Origin of the sequence: Pseudomonas sp. SWRI18, assembly GCF_014268345.1 — a bacterium.
Taxonomy (GTDB): Bacteria; Pseudomonadota; Gammaproteobacteria; order Pseudomonadales; family Pseudomonadaceae; genus Aquipseudomonas; species Aquipseudomonas cedrina.
On sequence record NZ_JACCQQ010000003.1, the window covers coordinates 319,285 to 345,681 of the forward strand.

Sequence of the window (26,397 nt, forward strand, 5' to 3'; positions counted from 1 at the left end):
TTGCTACGTGTAGGTCGATGTCAGAACTTTCCTGAAACGGTAACACTATCAGTGACCGCCGGTTATAGGAAAGTCGCTGGATTACCGCGACAACTTCATGCCGCTTGACCCCAAAAAAAGCCAACACGGGTCGATATCGCCTCATAAGGGTGCGCTGAAGTTCGAGCTCCGACACAACAAGAGCAACTGGAGGTTTGAATGAAGGTATTGAAATCCACCCTGGCCATCGTGACTGCGGCGGCTGTACTGGGTGTCAGTGGTTTCGCCCAAGCTGGCGCCACGCTGGACGCCGTGCAAAAGAAAGGCTTTGTGCAATGTGGCGTGAGTGACGGCCTGCCGGGTTTCTCGGTACCGGATGCCAGCGGCAAGATCCTGGGGATCGACGCTGATGTGTGCCGCGCCGTGGCCGCTGCCGTTTTCGGCGACGCGACCAAGGTCAAATTCAGCCAGTTGAACGCCAAGGAGCGTTTCACCGCGCTTCAATCCGGCGAAGTCGACATTCTGTCCCGCAACACCACCATGACCAGCTCCCGCGATGCCGGCATGGGCCTGAAATTCCCGGGCTTCATCACTTACTACGACGGCATCGGCTTTCTGGTAAACAACAAGCTGGGCGTTAAAAGTGCCAAGGAACTGGACGGTGCCACCATCTGCATCCAGGCCGGTACCACCACCGAGCTGAACGTTTCCGACTACTTCCGCGGCAACAACCTCAAATACACCCCGATCACCTTCGACACTTCCGACGAAAGCGCCAAGTCGCTGGAATCCGGGCGTTGCGACGTATTGACCTCCGACAAGTCCCAACTGTTCGCCCAGCGCAGCAAGCTGGCCGCGCCGAAAGACTACGTGGTGCTGCCGGAAACCATTTCCAAGGAACCTCTGGGCCCGGTCGTACGTAACGGCGACGACGAGTGGCTGGCTATCGTGCGCTGGGTGGGCTACGCCATGCTCAACGCTGAAGAAGCCGGTATCACCTCCAAAAACGTCGAAGCTGAAGCCAAGTCCACCAAGAACCCGGACGTGGCTCGTCTGCTCGGCGCCGACGGCGAATACGGCAAAGACCTGAAAGTGAAGAAAGACTGGGTCGTGCAGATCGTCAAGCAAGTGGGTAACTACGGTGAAGTGTTCGAGCGCAACCTGGGCAAGAGCACCCCGCTGGAAATCGACCGTGGCCTGAACGCACTGTGGAACAACGGCGGCATTCAATACGCACCCCCTGTGCGCTGATCGCTGATGGTTCTGTCACCCGGTGGGCCAACCGCCGGGTGATGTTCTGTTCCATTCTTTTCGGGGCACTTCATGCAAAATCAAATCGGCGCACCCAAGCAGAAGCTCAGCTTCAGCGATCCCAAAGTGCGTGCGTGGCTCTTCCAGATCATCACGATTGTGGCGGTGGTCTCGCTGGGCTGGTACCTCTTTCATAATACCCAGACCAACCTGCAGCACCGGGGCATTACCTCGGGGTTCGACTTTCTTGAGCGCAGTGCCGGTTTCGGCATCGCGCAGCACCTGATCGACTACACCGAATCGGACAGCTATGCCCGGGTGTTTGTGATCGGTTTGCTCAATACCCTTTTAGTGACCTTCATCGGCGTGATCCTGGCCACACTGCTCGGGTTCGTGATTGGCGTGGCGCGGTTGTCGCCGAACTGGATGATCAACAAGCTGGCGACTGTGTATGTGGAAGTGTTCCGCAACATTCCGCCGCTGCTGCAAATCCTGTTCTGGTACTTCGCGGTGTTCCTGACCATGCCGGGGCCGCGTAACAGCCATAACTTCGGCGATACCTTCTTTGTCAGCAGCCGTGGCTTGAATATGCCTGCGGCGCTTGCCGCTGATGGCTTCTGGCCGTTTGTGGCCAGTGTGGTGGTGGCGATTATCGCTATCGTGCTGATGGCGCGTTGGGCCAATAAACGCTTCGAAGCGACCGGCGTGCCTTTCCACAAGTTCTGGGCGGGCCTGGCGCTGTTCATCGTGATCCCGACCTTGTGCGCGCTGATCTTCGGCGCACCGCTGCATTGGGAGATGCCCAAACTTGCGGGCTTCAACTTTGTCGGCGGCTGGGTATTGATCCCTGAACTGCTGGCACTGACCCTGGCGCTGACCGTCTACACGGCCGCGTTTATCGCCGAGATCGTGCGTTCGGGCATCAAATCCGTCAGCCACGGCCAGACCGAGGCCGCGCGCTCCCTGGGCCTGCGCCCCGGGCCGACGTTGCGCAAGGTCATCATCCCCCAAGCCCTGCGGGTGATCATTCCGCCGCTGACCAGCCAATACCTGAACCTGGCGAAAAACTCTTCGCTGGCCGCCGGTATCGGTTACCCGGAAATGGTTTCGCTGTTTGCTGGCACGGTGCTCAACCAGACCGGGCAGGCGATCGAAGTCATTGCTATCACCATGAGCGTGTACCTGGCGATCAGCATCAGCATTTCCCTGCTGATGAACTGGTACAACAAGCGCATTGCGCTGATCGAGCGGTGAGGAAACGCCCATGAGTTCACATACATTCAAACCGGATATGCCGCCGCCGAACAAGGTGTTCGGGCCGATGGCATGGATGCGCGCCAACCTGTTCTCCAGCTGGCTCAACACGCTGCTGACGTTGCTGGCGTTCTACCTGATCTACCTGGTGGTACCGCCGATCCTCAGTTGGGCGATCATCGACGCCAACTGGGTCGGCACCACCCGCGCCGATTGCACCAAGGAAGGCGCGTGCTGGGTATTCATCCAACAGCGCTTCGGCCAGTTCATGTACGGCTACTATCCCGGCGACCTGCGCTGGCGCGTGGACCTCACCGTGTGGCTGGCGATTGTCGGCGTGGCGCCGTTGTTCATCTCGCGTTTCCAGCGCAAGGCGGTCTACGGCCTGAGCTTTTTGGTGCTGTACCCGATCATCGCGTTCTTCCTGCTGCACGGCGGCGCGTTCGGGCTGACCAACGTGGCCACCAGCCAATGGGGCGGCCTGATGCTGACCCTGGTCATCGCCACCGTGGGCATTGCCGGCGCGTTGCCGCTGGGCATCATGCTGGCGCTGGGGCGGCGTTCGAACATGCCGGCGATTCGGGTGGTCTGCGTAACCTTCATCGAATTCTGGCGCGGCGTGCCGTTGATCACTGTGCTGTTCATGTCTTCGGTGATGCTGCCGCTGTTCCTGCCTGAAGGCATGGGCATCGACAAGCTGCTGCGCGCATTGATCGGCGTGATCCTGTTCCAGTCGGCCTACGTGGCCGAAGTGGTGCGCGGTGGCTTGCAGGCGATTCCCAAGGGCCAGTACGAAGCGGCCGCGGCGATGGGCCTGGGTTACTGGCGCAGCATGGGCCTGGTGATCCTGCCGCAGGCGCTGAAGATGGTGATCCCCGGCATCGTCAACACGTTTATCGCGTTGTTCAAGGACACCAGCCTTGTGATCATCATCGGCCTGTTCGACCTGCTCAACAGCGTCAAGCAAGCCGCCGCCGACCCCAAATGGTTGGGCATGGCCACCGAAGGCTACGTGTTCGCCGCCCTGGTGTTCTGGATTTTCTGTTTTGGTATGTCGCGCTATTCCATTCATTTGGAACACAAGCTCGACACAGGCCACAAGCGTTAGGAGTTGTTGTTATGAGCGAAGCGATCAAACAGCCTGTGAGCCCTGAAGGCATTATCCAGATGCAGGGCGTCAACAAGTGGTACGGCCAGTTCCACGTGTTGAAAGACATCAACCTCAACGTCAAGCAAGGCGAGCGTATCGTGCTGTGCGGGCCGTCGGGTTCGGGCAAGTCCACCACCATCCGCTGCCTCAACCGTTTGGAAGAGCACCAGCAAGGCCGCATCGTGGTCGATGGCGTGGAACTGACCAACGATTTGAAGCAGATCGAGGCGATCCGCCGTGAAGTCGGCATGGTGTTCCAGCACTTCAACCTGTTCCCGCACCTGACCATCCTGCAAAACTGCACGCTGGCGCCGATGTGGGTGCGCAAGATGCCCAAGCGCAAGGCCGAGGAAATCGCCATGCACTACCTGGAGCGCGTGCGCATTCCGGAGCAGGCGCACAAGTTCCCGGGGCAACTGTCCGGCGGCCAGCAACAGCGTGTGGCGATTGCCCGTGCCTTGTGCATGAAGCCGAAAATCATGCTGTTCGATGAGCCGACCTCGGCGCTCGATCCGGAGATGGTGAAAGAGGTATTGGACACCATGATCGGCCTGGCCGAAGACGGTATGACCATGTTGTGCGTGACCCACGAAATGGGTTTTGCGCGCACTGTGGCCAACCGGGTCATCTTTATGGACAAGGGCGAGATCGTTGAGCAGGCGGCGCCGAATGACTTCTTCGACAACCCGCAGAATGATCGGACCAAGTTGTTCTTGAGCCAGATTTTGCATTGATTGCAGCTTAAAGAAACCCGGCTTTTACGCCGGGTTTTTTTGCGTCTGTTCTCAAGGTGTTGTCAGGGTTTCGTGTTCTCTATGTACCGTATTCTTGGAGTTACGCAGGTCTGTACCTTCACTCAGGATTTTCGCATCGACAAGCAAATGTGGGTGACGTTCAAGCAAGCGCATCAGGATGACCAGCGATTTGGGGGGTAATACTTCGCCGCGTTCGTAGCGAGAAACCGCGTTGTGCCCGCCACCCGACAACAGTTCTACGGTTTCCTTTTGTGACAGATGCAGTTTGCGGCGTATTCGTTTCAGCTCTGTGCCGATCATTCGCCGGAAGCTGTGGACTATGTCATCGCACAGGTTCGAATAGCGTTCTGCGTCTTGCGGATCGAGGAGCACTTCTCCACACGCCTCGCATTCCCACCCAGACAAATTGTCGATACGGCGAAGCAAGCCTTTTACTTCCATTGTCTCGCTGCGTCCCGAGAAATGAAGCATCCCGTCCTGCCTTCCGCAACTGCAACATTGTTGTCTTTTCATGTGTTTTTCTCCTTGAAGGAGATCACCGGAGGTCCGTCGCCTGGACGGTAAGTCACCTTTATGTAGATCTCCAAACCGTGCGAGCAAATAAGACACCTGAGTCCAATAATTACCCTCTGAGGGTAATTTTACCAATCGAAAATACTGCTCCTTTTGCCGCTTAGAAACCCTAGTGCGTTGCTCTTGTAGGCACGTCCGAATAGGCTGTGGGACTTTTCGTCCATTGATTAGGGCAAACGCCCGTCCCTCTGCTGGCAGTGAGCAATGACCCCCGAAAGCAAACTTGAAGAACTGTTAATCGACGCCGAAGCCGACGACGAAGCGGTGCAACACAGCCACCCGCGGGTGCTTCGCCCGTGGTTGTTGCTGCTGGGCCTGGTGCTGGTGGCGCTGAATTTGCGCCCGGCGCTGTCGAGTTTGTCGCCATTGCTGAGCGAGGTGTCCGGCAGCTTGGGGCTGTCGGCCGCCAGGGCGGGGTTGCTGACCACCTTGCCGGTGCTGTGCCTGGGTTTGTTTGCGCCGCTGGCGCCGATCCTGGCGCGACGGTTTGGTGCCGAGCGTGTGGTATTGGGGATTTTGCTGACCCTAGCCGCCGGCATCGTCCTGCGCAGCGCTTTCGGTGAAGCCGGACTGTTTGCCGGCAGCCTGGTCGCCGGCGCGAGCATCGGCATCATCGGCGTGCTGCTGCCGGGCATCGTCAAGCGCGATTTCGCCAGCCAGGCCGGCGCCATGACCGGTGTCTACACCATGGCGCTTTGCCTGGGCGCCGCGTTGGCGGCGGGGGCGACGGTGCCGTTGAGTCATTATTTTGGTGACAGCTGGAACATCGGCCTGGGCTTCTGGATGATTCCCGCGTTGGTGGCGGCCCTGTTCTGGCTGCCCCAAGTCGGCCAGAAACAGGGGGCGCACCAGGTGGCTTATCGGGTTAAAGGGTTGCTGCGCGACCCGCTGGCCTGGCAGGTGACCTTGTACATGGGCCTGCAGTCGTCCCTGGCGTACATCGTGTTTGGCTGGGTACCGTCGATGCTGATCAGCCGTGGCCTGAGTGCCACCGAGGCCGGCCTGGCGCTGTCCGGTTCAATTATCGTGCAGTTGCTCAGTGCGCTGACCGCGCCGTGGCTGGCCACCCGTGGCAAGGATCAGCGCCTGGCGATCGTGGTGGTGATGCTGCTCACCCTCGGCGGTCTGTTCGGTTGCCTGTATGCACCGCTCGACGGGCTGTGGGGCTGGGCGATCCTGCTGGGCCTCGGCCAGGGCGGCACGTTCAGCCTGGCGCTGACCTTGATCGTGCTGCGCTCGCGGGATTCCCACGTCGCCGCCAACCTGTCGGGCATGGCCCAGGGTATCGGTTATACCCTGGCCTCCCTCGGCCCGCTGGCCGTGGGCGTGCTGCATGACTGGACCGGTGGCTGGGGCGCCACCGGTTGGGTATTCGGCGTGATCGGCGTCGGTGCGATCATCACCGGCTGCGGCGCCGGACGTGCGCTGTACGTTGGCGTCACCAGCGAAAAAGCCTGACCGGCCCCAATACAAATGTGGGAGAGCCCTCCGAATCTCTGATTTGGCGCTGTCGCGCAGCAAACTGAGGTCTCTGTGGCGAGCGGGCTTGCCCCGCGTTGGGCTGCGCAGCAGCCCCAAAAAACCGGCGCAGAGGAGTGTCTGACACACCGCACTCGTCTTCATGGGGGCTGCTGCGCAGCCCAACGCGGGGCAAGCCCGCTCGCCACAGGGATGTAGCCATCTGAAATTGCTTGTGTGAGGCTCAAATTTCAAAGCGAAACGTTAACCCTTTAAAATCAGTAGGTTATTTTAAGTTTGATAAGAGCGGGCTTGCCCGCGATGGCGGTGGGTCAGTGGATAAATCGAGTGACTGGCGTTACAGGTATTTAACGGTCAGCGTCACCGAGCCGTCGATGGCGACCTCGTTGTCAAGGGTCAGGGTATTGGTGGGCGCGATAAGCCCGCTGATTCGCAGGTCGGCGGTCATCAGTTGAACCGCTATCGGTGCGGCAGTCGTCGTGCTGGCTACCGACAGCAGGTTGTTCGGCATCAGCCAACTGTTGCCAGCCCAGCTCGCACCTTCGTCGTAAGACTCAATGGTTCTGACCGGAACGCCGTCGGCTACAGGTGAAAGCAGCGACAGCTCCATGGAACCGAGCTTCTGCGAGCCATTGATCAGGCCCAGTCCGAAGTTGCCTCTGTTTTCATATTCCGATCCAGCTCGATTGTCTTTGCTTTCCAATGCCATGACCGTGGGCGCATCGCAGGTCACGCTCAGTTGCAGTTTCTGTTCTTTGATTCGGGTCATTCGGTCAACGTTGAGATCCTTGGCCGATAACTTGCCAATATCAACGAGTCCGCCGTTGGACAGTCCGGGCGTACAGGCGCTGGGCGTAATCATGCCTTTGACACTGAGGTCAACGCTTGAGGCGGCAAACGCGCCGCCGCTGCCGGCCAGCAGCAGCGCGACGCTCAGTGTGGTGAAGGTAGTGCGCATGGTGTTGCTCCTTTGACCAGGGAAAGTCGAGGTTGGGAATTACAGGTAATGGACGGTCAACGTCACCGAGCCGTCGATGGTTTGCTCTTCGTTCAAGGTCAGGTTCTGGGCTGGCGCTATTACGGCTCCGACGCGCAAGTCGGTGGTGAGCGTTTGTATCGGCAATGGCGTGGTGGTTGCCAAGGCGGCAAAGGCTGTCAGACCGTCGTCCATCAACGAACCTTCACGTTCCCAGGTCACGCCGCCGTCTCGTGAGCCAACGCCTCTGACGGTTGCACCGTCCGCGATGGGGTTACTCGTACTGATGGTGAGATAACCCAGTTTTTCGCTGCCATTGATCATGCCGATACCGAAGTTGTAGTAATCCATGCTGGATTCGGTATTTTCGCGGTTGTCCTTGGAGGCGATGGCGATCAAGGTCGCGGCGTCGCAGTTCACGGTCATTTGCAGGTTCTGCCTTGGCAGATAGGTGTGTTGGGCAGGTTGCAGGTCCTTGGCGGAAAGCTTGCCGAAATCAACCTCGCCACCGTTGGCCAGGGTTGGCGTACAAGCGCTTGGCGTAATTGAGCCTTTGACACTGAGGTCAACGCTTGAGGCGGCAAACGCGCCGCCGCTGCCGGCCAGCAGCAGTGCGAAGCTCAGTGTGGTGAAGGTAGTGCGCATGGTGTTGCTCCTTTGACTAGGGAAAGTCGCGGTTGGGAATTACAGGTAAACCACTTCCAGCGTGGCGGAGCCGTCCATCACCACGTCCTGGCTCAAGTCCAGGTTTTGCTTGGCGTTGATCACGGCTTCCAGGATGAAGGTGCTGGTCAGGTTCTGGATCGCCGTGGGCCCGGCGCTGCTGCCGTTCACTTCGGTAAAACCGAGGAGGCTGCGCGAACCCATGTCGATGGGGTTGCTGTTGGAGGTGCGCCAGGCCACGGCATTGGTGGTCGATTCGGTGCCGTAAATCACCGGCAAGGCGTCGGCGACGGTCTGCTTCGGGTCGAATTTCAGTGAATACACACCGATCTTGCCGCCGCTGCCGTCGAGGCCGAAGCCGTAGTAAATCTCGCTGTTGACGTAGGCGGTGCCGTCGCGGTTGTCGCGCATGCGCAGGGCGTAGCGCCCGGCGCTGTTGCAACTGACGGTGAGGGTCATTGTTTTGAGCGCCAGCATTGTGGGCCTCGCCTGGTTGAGGTCCTGCTGGGAGATCTTGCCGAAATCCACCAGGCCGCCCGCGGAAAATACCGGCGTGCAGGCCATGGGGGTGATCAGGCCGGTGACGGTCAGTTCGGCGGTGGACGCTGCGTGGGCCGAGCAGGCGATACCCAGGAGGGCAAGACTGGCCAGCGATAGACGAACGGTGTGCATGGGCGTGCTCCTAGAGATAATTGATTTCGAGGGTGGCGGCGCCGTCGAGGCGCACTTCGTTGCCCAGGTCCAGTGAGCCGAGCGGCGCGATGAACGCTTCCAGGCTCGCCGTGGCGCTGAGGTGTTGAATCGAAGAGGGGCCGCTGGTGCTGCCGGGAACGGCGCTGAAACCGATGAAGCGATTGCCGCTGATGGCAATCGGGCTGGCGCTGGCACTGCTCCAGGGGCCGGTGTCGGCGGCGGCATCGGTGCGATACAGCGCGCCGTAGCTGTCGGCCGTGGCGCGCGTCGGATCGAAGATCAGCCGGTAGCGACCGATCTTGTGCTGGCGCGAATCAAGCCCCAGGCCGTAAGCCGTGTTATCGGCGCCGCCTGTGGCGGAGCCCTGGCGGTTGTCCTGCATGCGCAAGGTGAAGGCGGTCGGCGCATCGCACGCCACGTTCACCGCCAGGGACCGGGCGGGCAGGGCGGTGTCGCTGTTCTGGCTCAGATCCAGCACCGACAGCTTGCCGAAGTCCACATGCCCACCGTTGGACAACAGTGGCGTGCAGGCGGCCGGGGCGAAGCGCGCTTGCAGGCGCAGCTCCCGCGAGCGGCCGCTGTGGATCGCATCAAACAGCCCGCCGCTGTCCCAGGTCACCGCATCGCTCACCCGCGCGGCCGCTTCATCGGCCCAGGCGCTGGCGTCGATTTGCAGCGACAGGCTGCGCCCACGCAGCGTCACCCCGTCACGCAAGGGCACAACCCCATGCTCCGGGCGCCAGACCAACTGAGCCCCGCTGGCCACCGGTGGCTGGCCGCTGCCGGCGAGCAGGCCGAGTTCCACGGCATGGCCATCGACCACCGCCTCGCTGACATGCAGGCGATAGGTGCCCTGCTCGGTAAACCGATAGCGCTGCGCACTTGCGCCCGGAGCGCGGTAAAACAGACTCAGATCCTGGTCCTGCGGGCAGTTCAATGTGAGGCTGATGCGTCGCTCGCCCAGTAGCCGTTCGGGCGCGGGCGTCATGGCGACCGCGCGGTTCATCAGGCCGAAATCCAGGCGTGATTCGCTCAGGTTCAGCCGACATTCGTCGTCGCCCCAGGCGCTGGCGCTCAGCAGCAGAAGCAGCGGCAACAGTACGGTGTTAAAACCCATGGCAATCGTCCTCATGGCTGGCGGCACCGGGCCGCCGCGGTTTCGAAATACACCTGGGGGTCGCCTTTGTCCGGCAACTCGAAGTCCAGGCGGCAGGGCTCGCGGCCGCTGGCCTTGATAAACAGCGGGCGCTGGTCGAACACATTGGGCAGAAACACCTGGCTGCCTTCCTGCACCAGGGTGACGAACTCGCCGTCGCCGGTGCTCACCGCCGCGCCGCGTGGCAACGACGTGCCGTCATCGCGGGTCACGCTGAGCAGCGCACGACGGGTGAGAGCCACGCCGAACTCAACCTTGTCCACCGCGCCGCGCCCGGCCGACAGCACCGCCAGGCCGTTGCTGATGTCGGCATTGCGCGGCAGCGAACGGGTTTGCACCTCCACCGGGCTGCGGCCATAGGCACTCAGTTGCGGCACCACCGCCTGGCCCTGCCAGTCGGTCCACACCGGGCCGCTTGGCGTGCTGACCTTGATCCCCGCCATCTCGCCCACCGACATCACGGCAAAGGTGTCGCGCACCGGGTACGGCGAAAAGGTCAGGCCGTCGCCGTGCAGCACCACGCCCCCGCGCGCGCCGCCCTGGTAGCTGGCGCGCTCGGCATCGGAGCGGGTGTAGTTGAAGTCCAGCTGGCTGTAATACGGCAGCGCCGACACGCCGAGGGAGGATTCGACTTCACGGTCGCGGCTGTCGCGTTCCACGCCGACCCGGTAGCTCAGTTGGTCATTGAGTTGCTCGCTCAAGCCTGCGCCGATTCGGTGTTCACCGCCGGCATTGCGGGCCCAGGCACGGGCGCGGCGGTTTTCGCCCAGGGGCAGGCTGATATTCAGGTAGACGCTGTCGTCACTCTGCTTGCGCCCGCCCACTTGCCATTCGGCGCTGGCCGACACCGACACGCGGCCAACACTGGTGCCCCACGACGCCAGGGCGCGGGTGCTGCCGTCGCCGGTATAGGACGACGAACGCGACACCCCGGCGCTGAACGCTCCCAGCATGGGATGCGACCACGACGCCGTGGCGCTTTGCTGATCGCGATAGCGCGAGCGCCGTTGCTCGCGGGTGTCGGTGGTGTAAGTCGAGTCTTCCAGCTCGCGGTAACCCAGCGAACGCCACGACGCGGCGGTGGTGATCGCCCAGCTGTCCGACAACCGTTGCGACCAGGACAGGTCGGTCTGCAGGCCCTGATCCTTACCTCGTCGGCTGGCCTGCGCGCCCTGCACGCCAAACTGCAACTGGCTGTCGCGCCACGGCAACCAACCCAGGCTCGCCCCCGCCGCGCGGTAATCTTCGGCGCCCAGGACGCCCGCGCTCAGGCTCACCTGCGGGTGCAGCGCGCCGCTCCAGCCGGCGCTGACCACCCAGGGCTCGGCGCCTTCGCTGTCGCCGATCTTGCGCACTTGCCCGGCGGCCACCGAGTAACCCGGCGCCGGCAGGCCCAGGCCGAGCATCGCCGCGGGCACGGTAAAACGGCGTTCTTCGCCGTTGCTTTCCTTGACCGTGACTTCAACGTCGGAGCGGCTGTTCAAGCGCCGCACATCGGTCAACGAGAACGGCCCGGCGGGCACTACCGTGGAATGAATCAACGTACCGTTCTGGCGAATTTCCACCTGGGCCGGGCTGTTGGCGATACCGTCGATGGTCGCGCCCTGGTTCTGGTCCTGCAGCGCGGTTTCGGTCAGCACCTGGGCGCCGGTGATCTGTGCGCCGGCCAGCACCGGGTTGTAGAGGTTGATTTGCCCGGCCTGAAATACCGCCTGCTGGGCGGCAAAGGTGCGCTGCGCATACGCGTCCAGGTGAGTAGTACGCGATTGGCCGTCCTGCCAGGTGCGCACCTGGCGGCTGCGCACGATCCAGTCGCCGGCGTTGAAGCCGATTTCGGTATTGGCCGAGCCGAAGCGGTTGCTGGCGTCGCCGTACTCGTTATACAGACCGGTCAGGTCGTAGTTGAGCAGCGCGGCGAAGCCTCCGGTCTGGTAGCCGGAAACATCCTGCACCGCCGGGCGTATGGCGTCGGTCGGCACCACCAGTGACAGGCTCAGGCTGGCCGGCTCCTGCTCGATGACCGTCTGCGGATACAGCTCGAGAAAGCCCAGGCACCGCGTATCGACCGACGCCTCGGGCAGTTTGAGGTTGCCGGCATCCAGCAGGGCGCGGTCGAAACACAGTGCCCCGGTGTTATCGAAGGTCACGTCGACGCGGCCGCGGCGCTGACCATTGACGTTGAGGTTGAGGGCGTGGCGCCCGGCGGTGAAGCGCGGCGCTTGCAGCAGCAGGTTGGCGAGTGCCGGGTCAATGCCGCGTTGGGACAGGGTCTGCGGGTCGAACGAGCCGCCGGCTTCGTCGGCCTGTAACAGGCCCGCCGGCAGCAGTGCCAGGGCCAGGCCCGCCAGGAATGGAGGCGCCCGCCATAGCGAATTGCCGGGCACGGCTTCGCCGTCGCGATCAGTCATGACTGTGCTCACACGTCGTACTCAAGTGATGGAAGCGCGCCGCCGATCCTTCGGAGCGGGCGGGCTTCTGGTGACCTTCAATGGGAGGTCACTTCGTTATCAGGGCGCCGGTGCGAGTCCTTCCGGCGCGGGCATCAGAGCGAAACCGGCGCCTCATAGGGCGCCACGGCAAAGCCGTAGACGGTGGCCGGCTGCAATTGCACGGTGGTGGCGGTGGCCTGGCTGGCGGCCACGCTCAGGGTTTCGCCGGGCAACACGTAAGTGCGCGGCAGCAAGGCCGAGCCGTTGCCGGGCAGCAGGCGCAGTTCCTGGGCCAGGCGCACCACATACGGCGACGGGTTATGCACGCTGAGCTGGCTGTTTTTCAGGCTCCAGGTCAGGCCGGTCCAGGGCGTGCGGTTCGGCGCCAGGCCCTTGGGATGCAGGATCACCGGCAGGTTCTGGCGCACGGTCACGCCGACCCGCGCATGCCCGGCCTGGGCGGTGGAACGACCCTGAGGCATGCCCTCGAAAATCACCCGTTTCAGGCGCTGGGTCACCAACGGTTCCGGCGATTGCAGGATGAAACGGATCAGTTGGCTCTTGGACGGCTCCACGCGGGTCAGCGGTGGCGTGACAAACAGCAGCGGCGCCGAGTCTTCGGGAATGTCCTCCAGGGTCACGTGCAGCAAGGCCAGCTTGGAATCGGTGTTGGTCACCGACACCGAAGCTTCGCCGTCGGCCTCGTTGACGATCACCACGGACGTGTCCGGCACCATGCCGTCGGCCAGCACCAGGCTCGAACCACCGAGCACCAGGGCCAGGCCGCCGACGTAGACGCACAGGTAGCGCAGGCCGAGAAACACCCGGCCGAAAAAGGAAACACAGGGAGTAAGCAACATGACTACAGGTACCTCAGGTCAAGCACGATTGAACCGTCCAGCGGGACCTCTTGATTGAGGGTCAGGTAGGCGGCGGCGTTGATCGACGTATCGATGTGTAAGGTTGCAGTGATCAACCGGTGGGGGTCCGGCACCAGTGTGCCGGGATGAGCAAAGCCCATGTAGTTGTCCGGGTAGGCGTTGGACTCGGGAAACCAGGTCAGGCCCTGGTTGCTGGAGGCCAGCACCAACACCGGCTTGCCGTCACCGATGACATCACGCAGGGCCAGGGACACCGATCCCAGACGCTCGGTAGGCGCATGGATATTGGTGCCCAAGCCGTAATAAAACCCCGGCCCCACTGACGAGTCGGCGCGATTGTCCACTCCAATCAGCACGTACAGCACCGGCTCGTTGCAGCTCACGCTCAGGTCCAGCGTACGGCTGGGCAAGTCGCTGAATTCATATTGATTGAGGCTGCGGGCCGGCACCCTGCCGTGGTCGACGATGCCGTTGTCCGACAGCGTAGGCGTGCAGGCATTCGGGGTGATCGTGCCGGTGACCGTCACCTCGGCGTTGGAAGCGCTGAAGGCGGGCTTGGCCGCCAGGCAGAGAAAACAGAGGGTCACCAGTCGGCTTGAGAGCGTGTTCATGGTTGGGTCTTGGAACCGTGGCAAAGGGAACATCTGTGATAACCAGGGCGCGCAACGCCGGGCGTTGCGCGCGTCTGCGTTACAGGTACTTGACGGTCAGGGTCACGGATCCGTCGATGGCGACTTCGTTGGTCAGGGTCAGGCCGCTGGTCGGGGCGATCGAGGCAAACAGGTTCAAGTCGGCGGTCAACAATCCCACCGGCACGGGAGCCAGGGTGGTGTTGTCGGCGACCGACGTGATGCTGTCGTTGCGCAGGCGTCGCTCACTGGTCCAGGTCAGGCCGCCGTCCGCCGATGCGATGCCCCGGCCGGCCACGCCGTCGGCCAGTATCGAACTGAGGGACATTTCCAGGAAACCGAGCTTTTCGGTGCCGTTGATCAGTCCCAGGCCGAAGCGCGTCGGATCATCGTCGGAACTCGAACCCGGACGATTGTCCTGAGGCTCGATGGCCATCAGTGTCGCGGCGTCACACGTGACGGTCATTTGGAAGGTGTATTCGCCGACACTGGTGGAGGTGTCGGCATTCAGGTCCTTGGCGGAAATCTTGCCGATGTCATACGTACCGCCACTGGACAGGGTCGGCTCGCACGCACTTGGCGTGATCAGACCTTTCACGGTCAGATCAACGCTGGAGGCGGCCATGGCACTGCCTGCTCCAGACAGTAGCGCCAGGGCGAAAAGGTATTTCAACGAAGTGTTCATAGTGTGGCTCCCAGGGAGGAAAGGCTAAGCAAGGGGTTACAAATACTTGAGCTGCAGCGTGGCCTGGCCGTCGATGGGCACTTCATCCACCACCGTCAGGTCCTTGGACGGCACGATGATGGTGAAGGCGCGCAACCGTGCGTTCAGGACCTCTATGGCAATCGGCGTATTGGGGCCGTCGGCGGCGGCGAACGAGGTCAACGCCTCATGCCCCAGATACGGGTTGACGACCCAGTTGGCGCCGCCATTGCGCGAGACAATGGTTTTGACCGCCAGCGCGTCGGCTACCGGCTCGAACAGAGAGAACGCGACGCTGCCCAGTTTCTGCTCGTTATTGGTCATCCCCAGACCGTGGTGCGCGGCGTTGATGGCCGAGGTACCCGCCCGGTTATCGAAGGTGGTCAGGGTAAAAAAGGTCGCGCCTTCGCAAATCACTTCAAGTTGCATTTCCGCCGGGTCGAGCAAGGTGGGCCTGACCTTTTCGAGGTCCTTGGCCGTCAACTTGCCGTGGTCGATCACCCCGTCGTTGGACAGGCGCGGCGTGCATGAACTGGGCGTGATGCTTCCGGTCACGCTGAGGTCGGCGCTGCTGGCGGCGAGCACGCCAGGTGTGCTCGCCGCCAGCAGCAGGGCAAAGGCAGCGCGGGTAGTTTTCTCCATGGGCACGATTCCTTGTGGGGCAGTGATAGTGGCGTGGGCTTAGAGGTGGCGCGGTGTCTCCCCGGGTTTTCAGGGGGTTGAGGGCGACCCCGGCTTCAGGGAAAGCGGGAGGGAATTTATCGCCGGTACCGTCCGGGAGGAATGCAACAAATACGAAACTGCGGGACCAATGCGCGCGCTGTGTTGGGCGCGCTTGGCTTTTTACCGCTACAGGTGCTTGACGGTCAGGGTCACGGAGCCATCGATGGCGACTTCGTTGGTCAGGCCTGCGGCCACTGACATGAGGAGGCCGCGCTCGAAAGAGAGGCCCCTGGCCCAGGTCGCTCCACCGTCGTAAGAGCTGATGGTTTGAGCGGGGACGCCATCGGCCAACGGCGATAGCAGTCGCACTAACATTTTTCCCAGTTTTTCGTCGCCATTGATCAGGCCCAAGCCGAAGTAAAAAGTGTCGTTCTCGTAGTCCGACCCTTCGCGATGTGTGGCTCCTGGATGATCGTTGTGGGTTGAGTTACAGGTAAAACAGTTCCGCCGTGGCGGATCCGTCCAGTGCCACTTCTTCGGTCAGGGTCAGGCCGCTGGTGGGCGCGATCGCGGTGTCCACGTGCAGTTCGCTGGTGACGGTTTGCAGGGCAACAGGCGCCGCTTGCCCTGATTCGTCGTTGCCGAATGCAGTCATTTGCAGGGCTGAAAGCCAAGCCCCCTCAGGCAACTGCCACCAGCTTTGACCGGCGTCCAGGGACATCAGCGGGTGCAGCGTGACGCCGGCCGACACTGGTTTGCGTACCGATAACAGGTAAGTGCCCAGGCGCTGATCGCCATTGATCAACCCCAGTCCATAGCCATGTTCGTAGCTATCCAAGTGCGCGCTACCCGCGCGGTTGTCCCGTCCGCGCAGGGCGAACAGCGTGGGCCCGTTGCAGTTGACGCCCAGTTGCAGTGTGACGGGAGGCAGCCAGGTTGAGCTGTCGGCACTCAGGTCCTTGGCGGCGAGTTTTCCGTAATCCACCACGCCGCCCTGGCTCAAGGTCGGTGTGCAGGCGCTGGGTACGATCAGGCCGGTGACGGTGAGGTCGACGCTGCTGGCGGCAAACGTACTCGGTGCCAGGCTGATCAACAGGCTCAGGGCGAGACTCTGCCTGCGCATGAAGGTACCCATCACAGGTACCTCAATTCAAAGGTGGCGGAGCCGTCCAGTGCGATCGTATCTCCCGCTGGAATCAGGTATTTCGGAAAGATGACCGGGTCTACCAAAAGGTCCAGCGACACGTCCTTGATGAGAGTGGGCACCATCTGGCCCATGGATGCGGTACCAAACGCTGTCAGGGTGTTCGTTCCCCATTTCCAGCCTGGCGTGTAGGCGTCCCAGTTCGCGCCACTGTCAGTGGAGTAGATCGCAAAGACGTTCGGCACGTCTGTGACGATGTTTTCCAATTGCAGGCCGTAGTTGCCGATCCAGTTCGTTGGATCGATAAGCCCCATTGCAAAATACATACTGCGAGAGGGTTGGTTGTTGTCCAGGGAGTACAGCGCGAACAGGCTTGGCGCCTCGCAATTGATCCCCAGCTTGAACATCGCCGTGGGCAATGAGGTCGTGCCAGTGGGGTTCAAGTCCTGCATCGAGATCTTGCCGTAATCCACGATGCCGTCGTTGCTGATACTTGGCTTACAGGCGCTTGGAGTGATGGCTCCGGTGACCGCCAGGTCGACGCTGCTGGCGGCCAGTGCCCAGGGGCAGGCGGCGAGCAGCATCGTCCCGGCGAGGGCGGCGAATGAGGCTTTCATGGGCGAAGATATTCCTGTGCAAGGTGTAAGGGACAGAGAGGGTGCGCGGGTGAGTTGCCCTTGGTTTTAGGGTTTTGAGGGGCACGCGCTGCTTCTAGGGAAAGCGGGAGGGAATGTATCGACGGTACTTATAGGATGGAATGCAACTTATACGAATGTTAGCGACCAATACGCGTACTGGCCCCAGGTTGAACGCTGCCGATTCGGGTTAGGTTAATTACAGTGTGCGGCGATAAGGAGGAAAAACTACGTTGTCGTAGTTGTTGTATCGCGGTGTTTCAATCATTCGGATATTTTTCGCGCTCTTTTAACGCGGCTAATTCATTCAAATGAGTGATCCGCTTTTATAGCGCGCAACTCCTCTAGCGATACCGTGCTCCAAGGCGGGCCTGGAAACCTGTTGCCGCGTGTGAGGGGCAACATGCCGGGCAAATCCCAACGGCCGGGCACACCACCACATCATGATTCGTCCTCTTCTCTGGGTGATGCGCTGACCGGCTGGCGGCGGGCGCGGGTGCTGGTGATTGATGATCATGGCCTGTATCGCGCATTCATGGGCGTGTTGCTCGACGCACTTGGCGTGCGCCACGCCCTGTTCAGCGATGCGCACAGTGCGTTGCGGGCACTGGCGGACGAGCACTTTGACCTGGTCATCAGCGACTGCCGTATGCCGGTGATGGACGGTTACGCGATGACCCGAGAACTTCGGCGCCTGGAGCGCGAAAGCGAGCGAGCGCGAGTACCGGTGGTGGCGTTGACCGGGCGCATGGGCCCGGAAGAAATCCGCCGCTGCGTGGAATGCGGAATGGACGGCTGGCTGCTCAAACCCATCGGCGTTGAACAACTGCGCGATGTGCTGTGCGATTGGCTGCCCATGCCGACACCTGAGCCCGCCCGTTATGTCAATACTTCAGCACCGCGTTCACCAGGCGTTGCCAGCCGCGAAAGCTTGATCGCCGCGTTTGGCTCGTGGGAGGTGGTAGAGCCAATGTTGTGCAAATTGATTCAGGAAGCTAATGAGGACCTTGAAGCGCTATGGCGGGCCCAGGCCACCGAGGATGAACAAGCCACCACTCAACATTTGCATCGGCTGGTGGGCAGCGTGGCGTTTCTGGGCGCTACAACGCTGGAGCAGCGTGCCGTGCGCTTGATTGATCGTGTGCACCTGAGCGGTGTGGCGGCCAACCGCTGTGCGCTCGATCGCTTCTACCAAGACATTGGAAATTATTTGAACTATTTATATGAGCTTTAATTGTTAGTTGCTGCTGAAGGAAAACTTCCATTTGTGTGTAGTACTTTTCTGTATGTCATTTCCTTTAATTTTGTAGGCGTTGGTGTAAGGCCCTTAAAACATGGGCTGCTTCGCAAATTGAGTGTTTTATTGCCAGTTGTTACAAGGGCAATGTCGGGGTATTTTGGTGCTACCTAATTGCCATCATGGAAAATACGATGATTCGCATCATTATTGCCGACGACCACCCTATTGTGCGTGTCGGGCAAAAAGTAGTTATTGAAGCGAGCGGCAAGTGCAAAGTAGTGGGCGAGGCCGACGGCCCCGATCAATTGCTGGCCTTGCTCAAGTGCACACCGTGTGACGTGATCGTGACGGATTTCGCGATGCCGGGCGATCAGCAGGTGGACGGTTATGGCTTGCTGGGTTTATTGCATCGTCAGTACCCCAAGGTGCCGATGATTGTCGTGACCATGTTCGCCAACGTCGCCACGCTCCGCGCGGCCATGGCCCATGGCGCGAAATCGGTACTGGCCAAAAGCGCCTCGGCGCGGGAGTTGCCGCAGGCTATCCACTCTGTGTACCAGGGGCGCACCTTTATCAGTGAGTGCCTGCGCGTGCAACTGGAGCAGGCCTGCGTGGCGCAGCCAACCCAGGCGCCGCAGCTATCGGGCAAGGAGCAGGAGGTGGTGCGTCTGCTGGCCAGTGGCCTGACGGTAACCGAGATCGCCGCGCGGGCCAATCGCAGCATTTCCACCATCAGCAAGCAGAAGAGTACGGCGATGCAGCGTTTGTGCATTTCCACGGATGTGGATTTGTTTGCGTATGCGCGGGATGTGGGGATGGTGCCGTGAAGTGTCGATTAAGTAACGAATTGATGGGTGTGGGTGCGTTAATTTAAATGTCCGTATAGCTGTGGAAGTTCGTATTGCTTGTATGTTGTTAGTTGTGCTCGCGCTTTAGATTGTCGACCTGTTGCTACTGCCTGCAGTGGTAATAGTTGAATATCCCTAGTCTGATTATTCGAATCGAACGCATTGGGTTGCTGTCGCGCGCGCGCGGCTGCCCGGTGCGTGCAGATTCAAAGTGAGCATAAACAATGAAGAACACAATATACGCAGGCACCGGCACCCATCCCACACCGCTGCCGGTACAAGCCATGACATAAGGCCCTGTTCATTCCGTCGGTGAATGAACATGGCCTTCCGCGCCCGCGCAGACTATCGTGCAGCCCTACCGATAAAAAACACGGAAGCTGCCGCATGAGTGACGCCCACACAACCCTGATCACCCGTTTCTACCAGGCGTTCCAGCGCCTCGACGCCGAAGCCATGGCCGCCTGCTACACCGACGACGTGGTGTTCAGCGACCCGGCCTTCGGCGAGTTGCGCGGCCGCGACGCCGGCGACATGTGGCGCATGCTCACCACGCGGGCCAAGGATTTCTCGCTGACCTTCGACAACGTGCGCAGCGACGAGCGCACCGGTGGCGCGCACTGGGTCGCGACCTACCTGTTCAGCGCCACCGGCAACACCGTGGTCAACGATATCCAGGCGCGCTTCGTGTTCCGTGATGGCAAGATCTGTGAACACCACGATCATTTCGACCTGTGGCGCTGGTCGCGCCAGGCCCTGGGTACCAAAGGCCTGCTGCTGGGCTGGACGCCGCTGGTCAAAAATGCCGTGCGTGCCCAGGCCAACAAGGGCCTGAAGGCATTCCAGGCCAGTCGTTGATAAACTCGGCGCTCTTCTGGTTGATTGAATCTTGCCGTGACTGACCCCGTTGAACCCAAACCCTGGTACGTCTACCTGGTGCGCGCCGCCAATGGCGCGCTGTATTGCGGCATCAGCAACGACCCGGTGCGCCGCTTTGCCTCGCACCAGCGCGGCAAGGGCGCACGGTTCTTTTTGTCCAGCCCGGCGGTGGCGCTGGTGTACACCGAGCAATGCGCGAGCAAGGGCGAGGCGCTGCGCCAGGAGCGGCTGATCAAAAAGCTCAAGAAGAGCGCCAAGGAGTGTCTGGCGGCGAGTGGTTCATTGATCTGACTGATAGCTTCCCATCACACCCCCCGAGACGGTTGCGCGCTAAGCTGCAGGTTCATTTTGCCAAGTGGACCCGCGCATGTCTGAGCTTATCCTGCACCACTACCCCACATCCCCCTTCGCGGAAAAAGCCCGACTGCTGCTGGGTTTCAAAGGCTTGTCCTGGCATTCGGTGCACGTCTCGCCGGTGATGCCCAAGCCGGACCTGACTGCCCTGACCGGCGGCTACCGTAAAACCCCGGTATTGCAGGTCGGCGCCGATATCTACTGCGATACCGCCTTGATCGCACGCCGCCTGGAACAGGAAAAAGCCGCGCCGGCGTTGTTTCCCCTGGGCCAGGAAATGATCACCCAAACCTTCGCCACCTGGGCCGACAGCGTGGTATTCGCCCATGCGGTGAGCCTGGTGTTCCAGCCGGAGTCGGTGGCGGTGCGCTTCGGCAAATTGCCGCCGGAAGCGATCAAGGCGTTTCTCGCCGACCGTGCCGCGCTGTTCAGCGGCGGCACTGCGAGCAAACTCCCGATCGAAGTAGCCAAGCACCAATGGCCGGCGATCATGGCGCGGTTGGAGCAGCAGTTGCAGCGTGAATCGGGGGATTACTTGTTCGGCGAGCCGTCGATTGCCGACTTCGCCATGGCCCATCCTTTGTGGTTTCTCAAGGCGACGCCGGTCACCGCGCCGTTGGTGGATGCGTACCCCGCCGTAGTGGCGTGGCTGGCGCGGGTCCTTGGCTTCGGACATGGCACGGCGAGCCCGATGAGCGCCGAGCAGGCCCTGGCCATTGCGCGCGACGCCACGCCGGCAGCGCTGCCGGATGAACGCTTTGAAGACCTCAATGGCTTCCGGGCCGGCCAGCAGGTGACCATCAGCGCCATCGATTACGGCGTCGATCCGGTCGCCGGGGAACTGCTGTTTGCCGGGCGCGATGCGCTGATCCTGCGCCGCACCGATCCACGTGCCGGCACCGTACATGTGCATTTCCCGCGTTTCGGTTTCCGCATCCAGGCGCAGTAATCCCAGCCAGTGATCGTTCCCGCGCTCTGCGTGGGAATGCAGCCATGGACGCTCTGCGTCTGCTTCTAAAGCGGGACGCGGAGCGTCCCAATAGGCATTACCACGCGGAGCGTGGGAACGATCTGTGCGATCTGCGAAAATTATTTTGGAAATCAGGTGAGGTAAACCTGCCGCCCACTCGTGTAGTGCTTGAAACTGCGATCAATTCGCATTAACAGCTTTTCTACACGGGTTCTCACAGCATGAAGTCGACGGCGGGCGGTTGGGTTAAACAGTGGTTGGGGGCCTCGGTCTTGGCGGTATCGGGGCTGGCTTTACTGCCCCTGGGCACGGCATGGGCGCAAGAGCAACAAAGCGCCCAGTTCAACTTTGCCTTGGCCGCCAAACCGCTGCCCCAGGCCCTGAGTGATTTCAGCCGCGTGACCGGGATCAGCGTGATCTACACCGATGAAGCACCCTACAGGCTGAACGCGCCTGCGGTCAGCGGCCGGATGAGTGCGCCCCAGGCCCTGCAACGCCTGCTCGGCAATAGCGGCTTTACCTTCCGCCAGATCGATGCGCGCACCTTAGCCCTCGAACCCATCCCCACCGACGGCGCGGTCAACCTCGGCGCCACCACCATCAGTGGCGTTGGCCAGCAAGCCCAGGACACCACCAGCTATCAGCCGCCGCCCACCAGTTCGGTGATGCGTTCGCGCGCGCCGCTGCTGGAAACCCCGCAAACCGTCAACGTGGTGCCGGCCCAAGTGCTGCGCGACCAGACCCCGCGCAATCTGGATGACGCCCTGGGCAATATCAGCGGCATCACCCAGGCCAACACCTTGGCCAGTACCCAGGACGCGGTAATGCTGCGCGGCTTTGGCGACAACCGTAACGGCTCGATCATGCGCGACGGCATGCCGGTGGTGCAGGGCCGTGCGCTGAACGCCACGGCCGAGCGCGTCGAGGTGCTCAAGGGTCCATCGTCGTTGCTGTATGGCATCCAGGACCCGGGCGGCGTGGTGAATATCGTCAGCAAAAAGCCTGAGCTGGTGCAGTCCACCGCCCTGACCGTGCGCGGCTCCACCTTCGGCGACGGCAAGAACGGCAGCGGCGGCAGCCTCGACACCACCGGCCCGATTGGCGATAGCGGCCTGGCGTACCGGTTGATCGTCGATCATGAAGACGAAGACTACTGGCGCAACTTCGGTACACACCGCGAGACTTTGGTGGCGCCGTCCCTGGCCTGGTTCGGCGACAGCACCCGATTGCTGTTCGCCTACGAGCACCGCGAATTTCTCTCGCCCTTCGACCGGGGCACCGCCATCGACAAGTCCAATCACCCGTTGGACATCCCATCCACCCGCCGCCTGGATGAACCCTTCAACAACATGGAAGGCCGGTCCGACCTGTACCGCTTCGAAGCCGACCATGACCTGAATGACGACTGGAAGGCCCACTTCGGCTACAGCTGGAACCGCGAAACCTACGACGCCAGCCAAGTGCGCGTCAGTGCCGTGAATACCAACGGCACCCTGACCCGCAGGATGGATGGCACCCAGGGCGCGATCACCACCGACCGCTTCACCACCGCCAGCCTCGAAGGCAAGGTCAATGTGTTCGGCCTGCAGAACGACCTGGTGTTCGGCCTGGACGACGAATACCGCAAAACCTACCGCGCCGACCTGATCCGGCAGAACTCGCGCGGCACCTTCAACTACAACAATCCGGTGTACGGCAACGAAGTCGCGGGCACCACCGTCAGCGCTGCCGACAGCGCCCAGACCGATTTGCTGCGCAGCGACTCGCTGTTCTTCCAGGACGCGATTCACCTCACCGACCAGTGGATTTTCGTCGCCGGTGCGCGCTATCAGATGTACGACCAGTACGCCGGCAAGGGCGTGCCGTTCAAGGCCAATACTGACGGCAACGGCCAGGCATGGGTGCCGCGCGCCGGCCTGGTGTATCGCTACACCGACGAACTGTCGTTCTACGGCAGCTACACCGAGTCGTTCAAACCCAACTCCACGATCGCGGCGCTGAACGATGGCAGCACCTTGACCGGTGACCTCACGCCGGAGGAGTCCAAGTCTTGGGAACTGGGGGCCAAGCTCGATATTCCAGGGCGCATTACCGCCAGCGCGGCGTTGTTCACGATCAACAAGCGTAACGTGCTGGTGTCGGTGGGTTCCGGCGCGAACACGGTCTACAGCATCGCCGGCCAGGTCCGCTCCCGGGGCCTGGAACTCGACGCCAGCGGCCAGTTGACCGACCAGTGGAGCCTGATCGGCAGCTACGCCTACACCGATGCCGAAGACATCAAGGACAATGACCCAACGCTTGAAGGCAACCGCCTGCAAAACGTCGCCAAGCACACCGGCTCGCTGTCGGTGGCTTATGATTTCGGCAACGTGTTTGGTGGCGATCAATTGCGAGTGGGCACGGGCGCGCGGTATGTCGGCGAACGCGCAGGCGATGCGGCCAACGACTTCAACCTGCCGGGCTACACGGTGGCGGATGCGTTCGCCACTTACGACACCCGGATCGATGGGCAGAAGGTCAAGTTCCAGCTCAACGTGAAGAACCTGTTCGACCGCACCTATTACACCTCGGCGGCGAGCCGGTTTTTTGTGTCGTTGGGCGATGCGCGGCAGGTGTCTGTCTCCAGCACCCTGGAGTTTTAAAAGAATTTCAGAAACGCTGAGTACCAATGTGGGAGCGGGCTTGCTCGCGAATGCAATGTATCAGTCAACTCATTCGGGACTGACACTGCGCATTCGCGAGCAAGCCCGCTCCCACATTTGGATCTGCGTCTTTGCGTCATCCAGCATCAGTACCGTCCGCTCGCCACAAGAGGAAGGAGCTGCTAGCGTTGCCGGCACTGATGGCTTGGCGGAACAACACTGATGCACTTTGGACGATGGCTACACCTGCTGTGCCTTGGCTTTTTACTCGGTGGCTGCGCCAGCGTTTCGCCGACCTCCACCCCGGCGATCCTCGATCAGTTACTGGCCGATCCGGCGCTGCAAGGCGCCACCGTTTCCCTGACGGTGCGCGACGCCCGCACCGGCAACACCCTCTACCAGCACAACCCGCGCACGCGCCTGGTTCCCGCGTCCAACCTGAAATTGCTGACCACGGCGGCGGCGATGGATGTGTTGGGCCCGCAGTACCGGTTCTCGACCCAATTGTTAAGTAACGGCACAGTGCAAGGCGAGCGCCTGAGCGGCAATCTTTACCTGCGCGGCCTGGGCGATCCGACTATGCAGTTCGCCGATTACCAGGCGCTGGCCGACCAACTGGCGCGCTTGGGCGTGCGCCAGGTGCAGGGCGACCTGGTGTTCGATGACACCTGGTTCGACGCTGAACGCCTGGGGGTCGATTGGGCCCAGGACGACGAAAGCACCTACTACGGCGCGCAGATTTCAGCGCTGACCGTGTCGCCCAACACGGATTTCGATGCCGGCACCTTGATCGTCACGGCCACAGCGCCGGGTGGGCTCGGCCAGCCTGTCAGCGTTCAGGTGTTTCCTTCCACCGATTACATGCAAATCAACAATCGTGCGGTCAGCGGCCCGGGTGACACCTACAGCGTCACCCGCCAGCACGGCACCAACCTGCTGCAACTCACGGGCGCGCTGGCGCCGGGCAAGCAACGCCGGGAATGGGTCAGTGTGTGGGAGCCGACGCAACTGGTGGCCAATCTGTTCGAACAGGCGCTGGCGCAGCAGGGCATCAAGGTGCTGGGCCGGCGCGTGATCGGCGGGACGAGCCCGGCTACCGCGACGGTCCTGGCAGAGCACCAATCGGCGCCGTTGCAGGCGCTGATCACGCCACTGCTCAAACTCTCCAATAACAACATGTCCGAAGCGCTGCTCAAGGCCATGGGGCGCAAGACCGCCAATGCGGGCACCGCCCAGGCAGGCGTGGCAGCGGTGGCGGCGTTCATGAAACGCCAGGGGCTGGACCCGGCGACACTGAGCCAGGTGGACGGCTCGGGCCTGTCGCGGCGCAACCTGGTGTCGTCGCAGCACCTGAGCGACCTGCTGCTGGCGACCGCCCGGCAACCCTGGTTCAACACCTGGTACAACGCCTTGCCGATTGCTGGCAACGCGGACCGCATGACCGGTGGCAGCCTGCGTTATCGCCTGCGCGGGACGGCCGCCGAGAACAACCTGCATGGCAAGACCGGCTCCATGGCCGGCGTGTCATCGTTGAGCGGCTACCTCACCGATGCCGAGGGACGGCGTCTGGTGTTTTCAATGATCAGCAACAATTACCTGGGCGACGCCGCGCCGATCCGAGCTCTGGAAGATCGCGTAGCCCTGGCCCTCGCGACCTGGCGCTACTGACTCAGGGCTGATAGCCCATCCGCCAGCTGACGGCCCGGGTCGCTGCCAGCAAACGCTGCGCCGCCGGGCCGTCTTCATCGGCATGGAACAACGAGGTGGGGCCGACCACCGTCATCACGGCGGCCACTTGCCCGATAGCGTTGAATACCGGCGCCGACAGCGCATCCACGCCGGGCATCAACAGGCCATGCACAAAATGCAGGCCACGGGCGCGAATCTGTTCGCACGTGGTGGCGTAGGCCCGGTCGTCCACCAGCGCGTGGGCGGTACCGGCCTGAATCTCGCGCTCCCGCAATTCGACGGTTTCCCGGGTCGGCAGGAAAGCGCTGAACACCAGCCCGGTGGACGAACTGAGCAGCGGCAGCACCGAACCCAACTGCGTCACCACCGTTACCGCGCGCACCGCCGGCTCGATCTGCACGACCGTTGCGCCCTGGTTGCCCCACACCGCCAAAAAGCACGTTTCATTGAGCTCATCGCGCAGCTCCGCCAGGGGCAGGGCGCCGACTTTCAGTACGTCCATGCTGCCCAGCGCCGCCAGACCCACGCGCAAGGCTTCGCGGCCCAGGCCGTAATGGTTGGTGGCGGCGTTCTGCTCGGCAAAGCCTGAGGCAATCAGCGCCTGCAAATACCGGTGCACCTTGCTGGCCGGCATCTGCACATGGTCGGCCAGGCGCGACAGCGACGTGGCGGGCGACAGTTCGGCCAGGGCCTTGAGGATGTCGGTGCCCACTTCGGCCGAGCGGACTTTCTGTTTACCGGTGTCGCGGGGCTTTTCCATGG

26 protein-coding genes and 1 pseudogene are annotated in these 26,397 nt (G+C 61.8%); 12 read left to right on the top strand and 15 right to left on the bottom strand.

The features are described from left to right. Window positions 1-198 precede the first annotated feature (198 nt). The 4 genes from H0Z09_RS06310 to H0Z09_RS06325 all read left to right on the top strand — a co-directional run bounded on the left by H0Z09_RS06310 (window position 199) and on the right by H0Z09_RS06325 (window position 4,368). Window positions 199-1,230, top strand: coding sequence for an amino acid ABC transporter substrate-binding protein (locus H0Z09_RS06310; protein ID WP_016978213.1), 1,032 nt, complete (start codon window positions 199-201; stop codon window positions 1,228-1,230). Window positions 1,231-1,302: 72 nt separating this feature from the next. Next, window positions 1,303-2,484 (top strand): amino acid ABC transporter permease, encoded by a 1,182-nt coding sequence (locus H0Z09_RS06315; protein ID WP_186688519.1) that lies wholly within the window; start codon window positions 1,303-1,305, stop codon window positions 2,482-2,484. Window positions 2,485-2,494: 10 nt separating this feature from the next. Beyond that, on the top strand, window positions 2,495-3,592 hold the full coding sequence (locus H0Z09_RS06320; protein ID WP_016978216.1) for an amino acid ABC transporter permease: 1,098 nt from the start codon (window positions 2,495-2,497) through the stop codon (window positions 3,590-3,592). Window positions 3,593-3,603: 11 nt separating this feature from the next. Then, window positions 3,604-4,368, top strand: coding sequence for an amino acid ABC transporter ATP-binding protein (locus H0Z09_RS06325; protein WP_003171943.1), 765 nt, complete (start codon window positions 3,604-3,606; stop codon window positions 4,366-4,368). Between the two features lie 51 nt (window positions 4,369-4,419). On the opposite strand, the gene H0Z09_RS06330 is transcribed toward H0Z09_RS06325, so the two are convergent. Together H0Z09_RS06330 and H0Z09_RS27255 are read right to left on the bottom strand one after the other, a co-directional pair. Next, a complete protein-coding gene (locus H0Z09_RS06330) occupies window positions 4,420-4,902 on the bottom strand; it encodes a type II toxin-antitoxin system MqsA family antitoxin (protein ID WP_186688522.1) in 483 nt (160 codons plus the stop codon). Further along, a pseudogene (locus H0Z09_RS27255) lies at window positions 4,899-4,991 on the bottom strand (type II toxin-antitoxin system MqsR family toxin); the annotation flags it as partial. The pseudogene H0Z09_RS27255 and the gene H0Z09_RS06330, both read right to left, overlap by 4 nt. A 175-nt stretch (window positions 4,992-5,166) precedes the next feature. Between H0Z09_RS27255 and H0Z09_RS06335 the strand changes: the two are divergent. Then, window positions 5,167-6,420 (top strand): CynX/NimT family MFS transporter, encoded by a 1,254-nt coding sequence (locus H0Z09_RS06335; protein WP_186688525.1) that lies wholly within the window; start codon window positions 5,167-5,169, stop codon window positions 6,418-6,420. A gap of 358 nt (window positions 6,421-6,778) precedes the next feature. Here the strand turns inward: H0Z09_RS06335 and H0Z09_RS06340 are convergent, their stop codons facing one another. From H0Z09_RS06340 to H0Z09_RS06395, 12 genes are all read right to left on the bottom strand, one after another. Continuing rightward, a complete protein-coding gene (locus tag H0Z09_RS06340) occupies window positions 6,779-7,399 on the bottom strand; it encodes a DUF1120 domain-containing protein (RefSeq protein ID WP_186688528.1) in 621 nt (206 codons plus the stop codon). Between the two features lie 39 nt (window positions 7,400-7,438). Continuing rightward, on the bottom strand, window positions 7,439-8,062 hold the full coding sequence (locus H0Z09_RS06345; protein WP_186688531.1) for a DUF1120 domain-containing protein: 624 nt from the start codon (window positions 8,060-8,062) through the stop codon (window positions 7,439-7,441). 39 nt (window positions 8,063-8,101) lie between these two features. After that, window positions 8,102-8,752, bottom strand: a complete 651-nt coding sequence (locus tag H0Z09_RS06350) for a DUF1120 domain-containing protein (RefSeq protein WP_186688534.1) — start codon at window positions 8,750-8,752, stop codon at window positions 8,102-8,104. A gap of 10 nt (window positions 8,753-8,762) precedes the next feature. After that, window positions 8,763-9,890 carry a DUF1120 domain-containing protein gene (locus H0Z09_RS06355; RefSeq protein WP_186688537.1) on the bottom strand — a complete coding sequence of 376 codons (1,128 nt, stop codon included), beginning with the start codon at window positions 9,888-9,890 and terminating at the stop codon, window positions 8,763-8,765. Between the two features lie 11 nt (window positions 9,891-9,901). Further along, window positions 9,902-12,337 (bottom strand): fimbria/pilus outer membrane usher protein, encoded by a 2,436-nt coding sequence (locus H0Z09_RS06360; protein ID WP_186688551.1) that lies wholly within the window; start codon window positions 12,335-12,337, stop codon window positions 9,902-9,904. A gap of 134 nt (window positions 12,338-12,471) precedes the next feature. Then, window positions 12,472-13,218 (bottom strand): fimbria/pilus chaperone family protein, encoded by a 747-nt coding sequence (locus H0Z09_RS06365; RefSeq protein WP_186688554.1) that lies wholly within the window; start codon window positions 13,216-13,218, stop codon window positions 12,472-12,474. Window positions 13,219-13,220: 2 nt separating this feature from the next. After that, window positions 13,221-13,850, bottom strand: coding sequence for a DUF1120 domain-containing protein (locus tag H0Z09_RS06370; protein ID WP_186688558.1), 630 nt, complete (start codon window positions 13,848-13,850; stop codon window positions 13,221-13,223). A gap of 79 nt (window positions 13,851-13,929) precedes the next feature. Then, window positions 13,930-14,553 carry a DUF1120 domain-containing protein gene (locus H0Z09_RS06375; protein ID WP_186688561.1) on the bottom strand — a complete coding sequence of 208 codons (624 nt, stop codon included), beginning with the start codon at window positions 14,551-14,553 and terminating at the stop codon, window positions 13,930-13,932. A 36-nt stretch (window positions 14,554-14,589) separates the two neighbouring features. Then, on the bottom strand, window positions 14,590-15,213 hold the full coding sequence (locus tag H0Z09_RS06380) for a DUF1120 domain-containing protein (RefSeq protein ID WP_186688564.1): 624 nt from the start codon (window positions 15,211-15,213) through the stop codon (window positions 14,590-14,592). A gap of 207 nt (window positions 15,214-15,420) precedes the next feature. Continuing rightward, a complete protein-coding gene (locus tag H0Z09_RS06385; RefSeq protein WP_186688567.1) occupies window positions 15,421-15,609 on the bottom strand; it encodes a hypothetical protein in 189 nt (62 codons plus the stop codon). A gap of 112 nt (window positions 15,610-15,721) precedes the next feature. Next, window positions 15,722-16,357: a DUF1120 domain-containing protein gene (locus tag H0Z09_RS06390; protein WP_186688569.1), complete on the bottom strand. Its 636-nt coding sequence runs from the start codon at window positions 16,355-16,357 to the stop codon at window positions 15,722-15,724. 11 nt (window positions 16,358-16,368) lie between these two features. Next, entirely contained in the window at window positions 16,369-16,995 is a 627-nt protein-coding gene (locus tag H0Z09_RS06395; RefSeq protein WP_186688571.1) for a DUF1120 domain-containing protein, read from the bottom strand. A 421-nt stretch (window positions 16,996-17,416) separates the two neighbouring features. Between H0Z09_RS06395 and H0Z09_RS06400 the strand changes: the two genes are divergently transcribed. The 7 genes from H0Z09_RS06400 to dacB all read left to right on the top strand — a co-directional run bounded on the left by H0Z09_RS06400 (window position 17,417) and on the right by dacB (window position 25,614). Continuing rightward, window positions 17,417-18,247, top strand: a complete 831-nt coding sequence (locus tag H0Z09_RS06400; protein ID WP_186688573.1) for a response regulator — start codon at window positions 17,417-17,419, stop codon at window positions 18,245-18,247. A 197-nt stretch (window positions 18,248-18,444) separates the two neighbouring features. After that, complete coding sequence (locus H0Z09_RS06405) at window positions 18,445-19,080, top strand: response regulator transcription factor (RefSeq protein ID WP_076951468.1); 636 nt, start codon at window positions 18,445-18,447, stop codon at window positions 19,078-19,080. A 408-nt stretch (window positions 19,081-19,488) separates the two neighbouring features. Next, on the top strand, window positions 19,489-19,959 hold the full coding sequence (locus H0Z09_RS06410) for a nuclear transport factor 2 family protein (RefSeq protein ID WP_186688575.1): 471 nt from the start codon (window positions 19,489-19,491) through the stop codon (window positions 19,957-19,959). Window positions 19,960-19,995: 36 nt separating this feature from the next. Further along, window positions 19,996-20,271, top strand: coding sequence for a GIY-YIG nuclease family protein (locus tag H0Z09_RS06415; protein WP_076951294.1), 276 nt, complete (start codon window positions 19,996-19,998; stop codon window positions 20,269-20,271). Window positions 20,272-20,347: 76 nt separating this feature from the next. Next, window positions 20,348-21,283 carry a glutathione S-transferase family protein gene (locus H0Z09_RS06420; RefSeq protein WP_186688576.1) on the top strand — a complete coding sequence of 312 codons (936 nt, stop codon included), beginning with the start codon at window positions 20,348-20,350 and terminating at the stop codon, window positions 21,281-21,283. 242 nt (window positions 21,284-21,525) lie between these two features. Beyond that, the gene (locus H0Z09_RS06425) at window positions 21,526-23,946 is read left to right on the top strand and encodes a TonB-dependent receptor (RefSeq protein WP_186688578.1); all 2,421 of its coding nucleotides are present in this window, start codon (window positions 21,526-21,528) and stop codon (window positions 23,944-23,946) included. Window positions 23,947-24,168: 222 nt separating this feature from the next. Next, window positions 24,169-25,614, top strand: coding sequence for a D-alanyl-D-alanine carboxypeptidase/D-alanyl-D-alanine-endopeptidase (gene dacB, locus H0Z09_RS06430; protein WP_186688590.1), 1,446 nt, complete (start codon window positions 24,169-24,171; stop codon window positions 25,612-25,614). Between the two features lies 1 nt (window position 25,615). On the opposite strand, the gene H0Z09_RS06435 is transcribed toward dacB, so the two are convergent. Beyond that, window positions 25,616-26,395 carry an IclR family transcriptional regulator gene (locus H0Z09_RS06435; protein ID WP_076951298.1) on the bottom strand — a complete coding sequence of 260 codons (780 nt, stop codon included), beginning with the start codon at window positions 26,393-26,395 and terminating at the stop codon, window positions 25,616-25,618. Window positions 26,396-26,397: the final 2 nt, after the last annotated feature.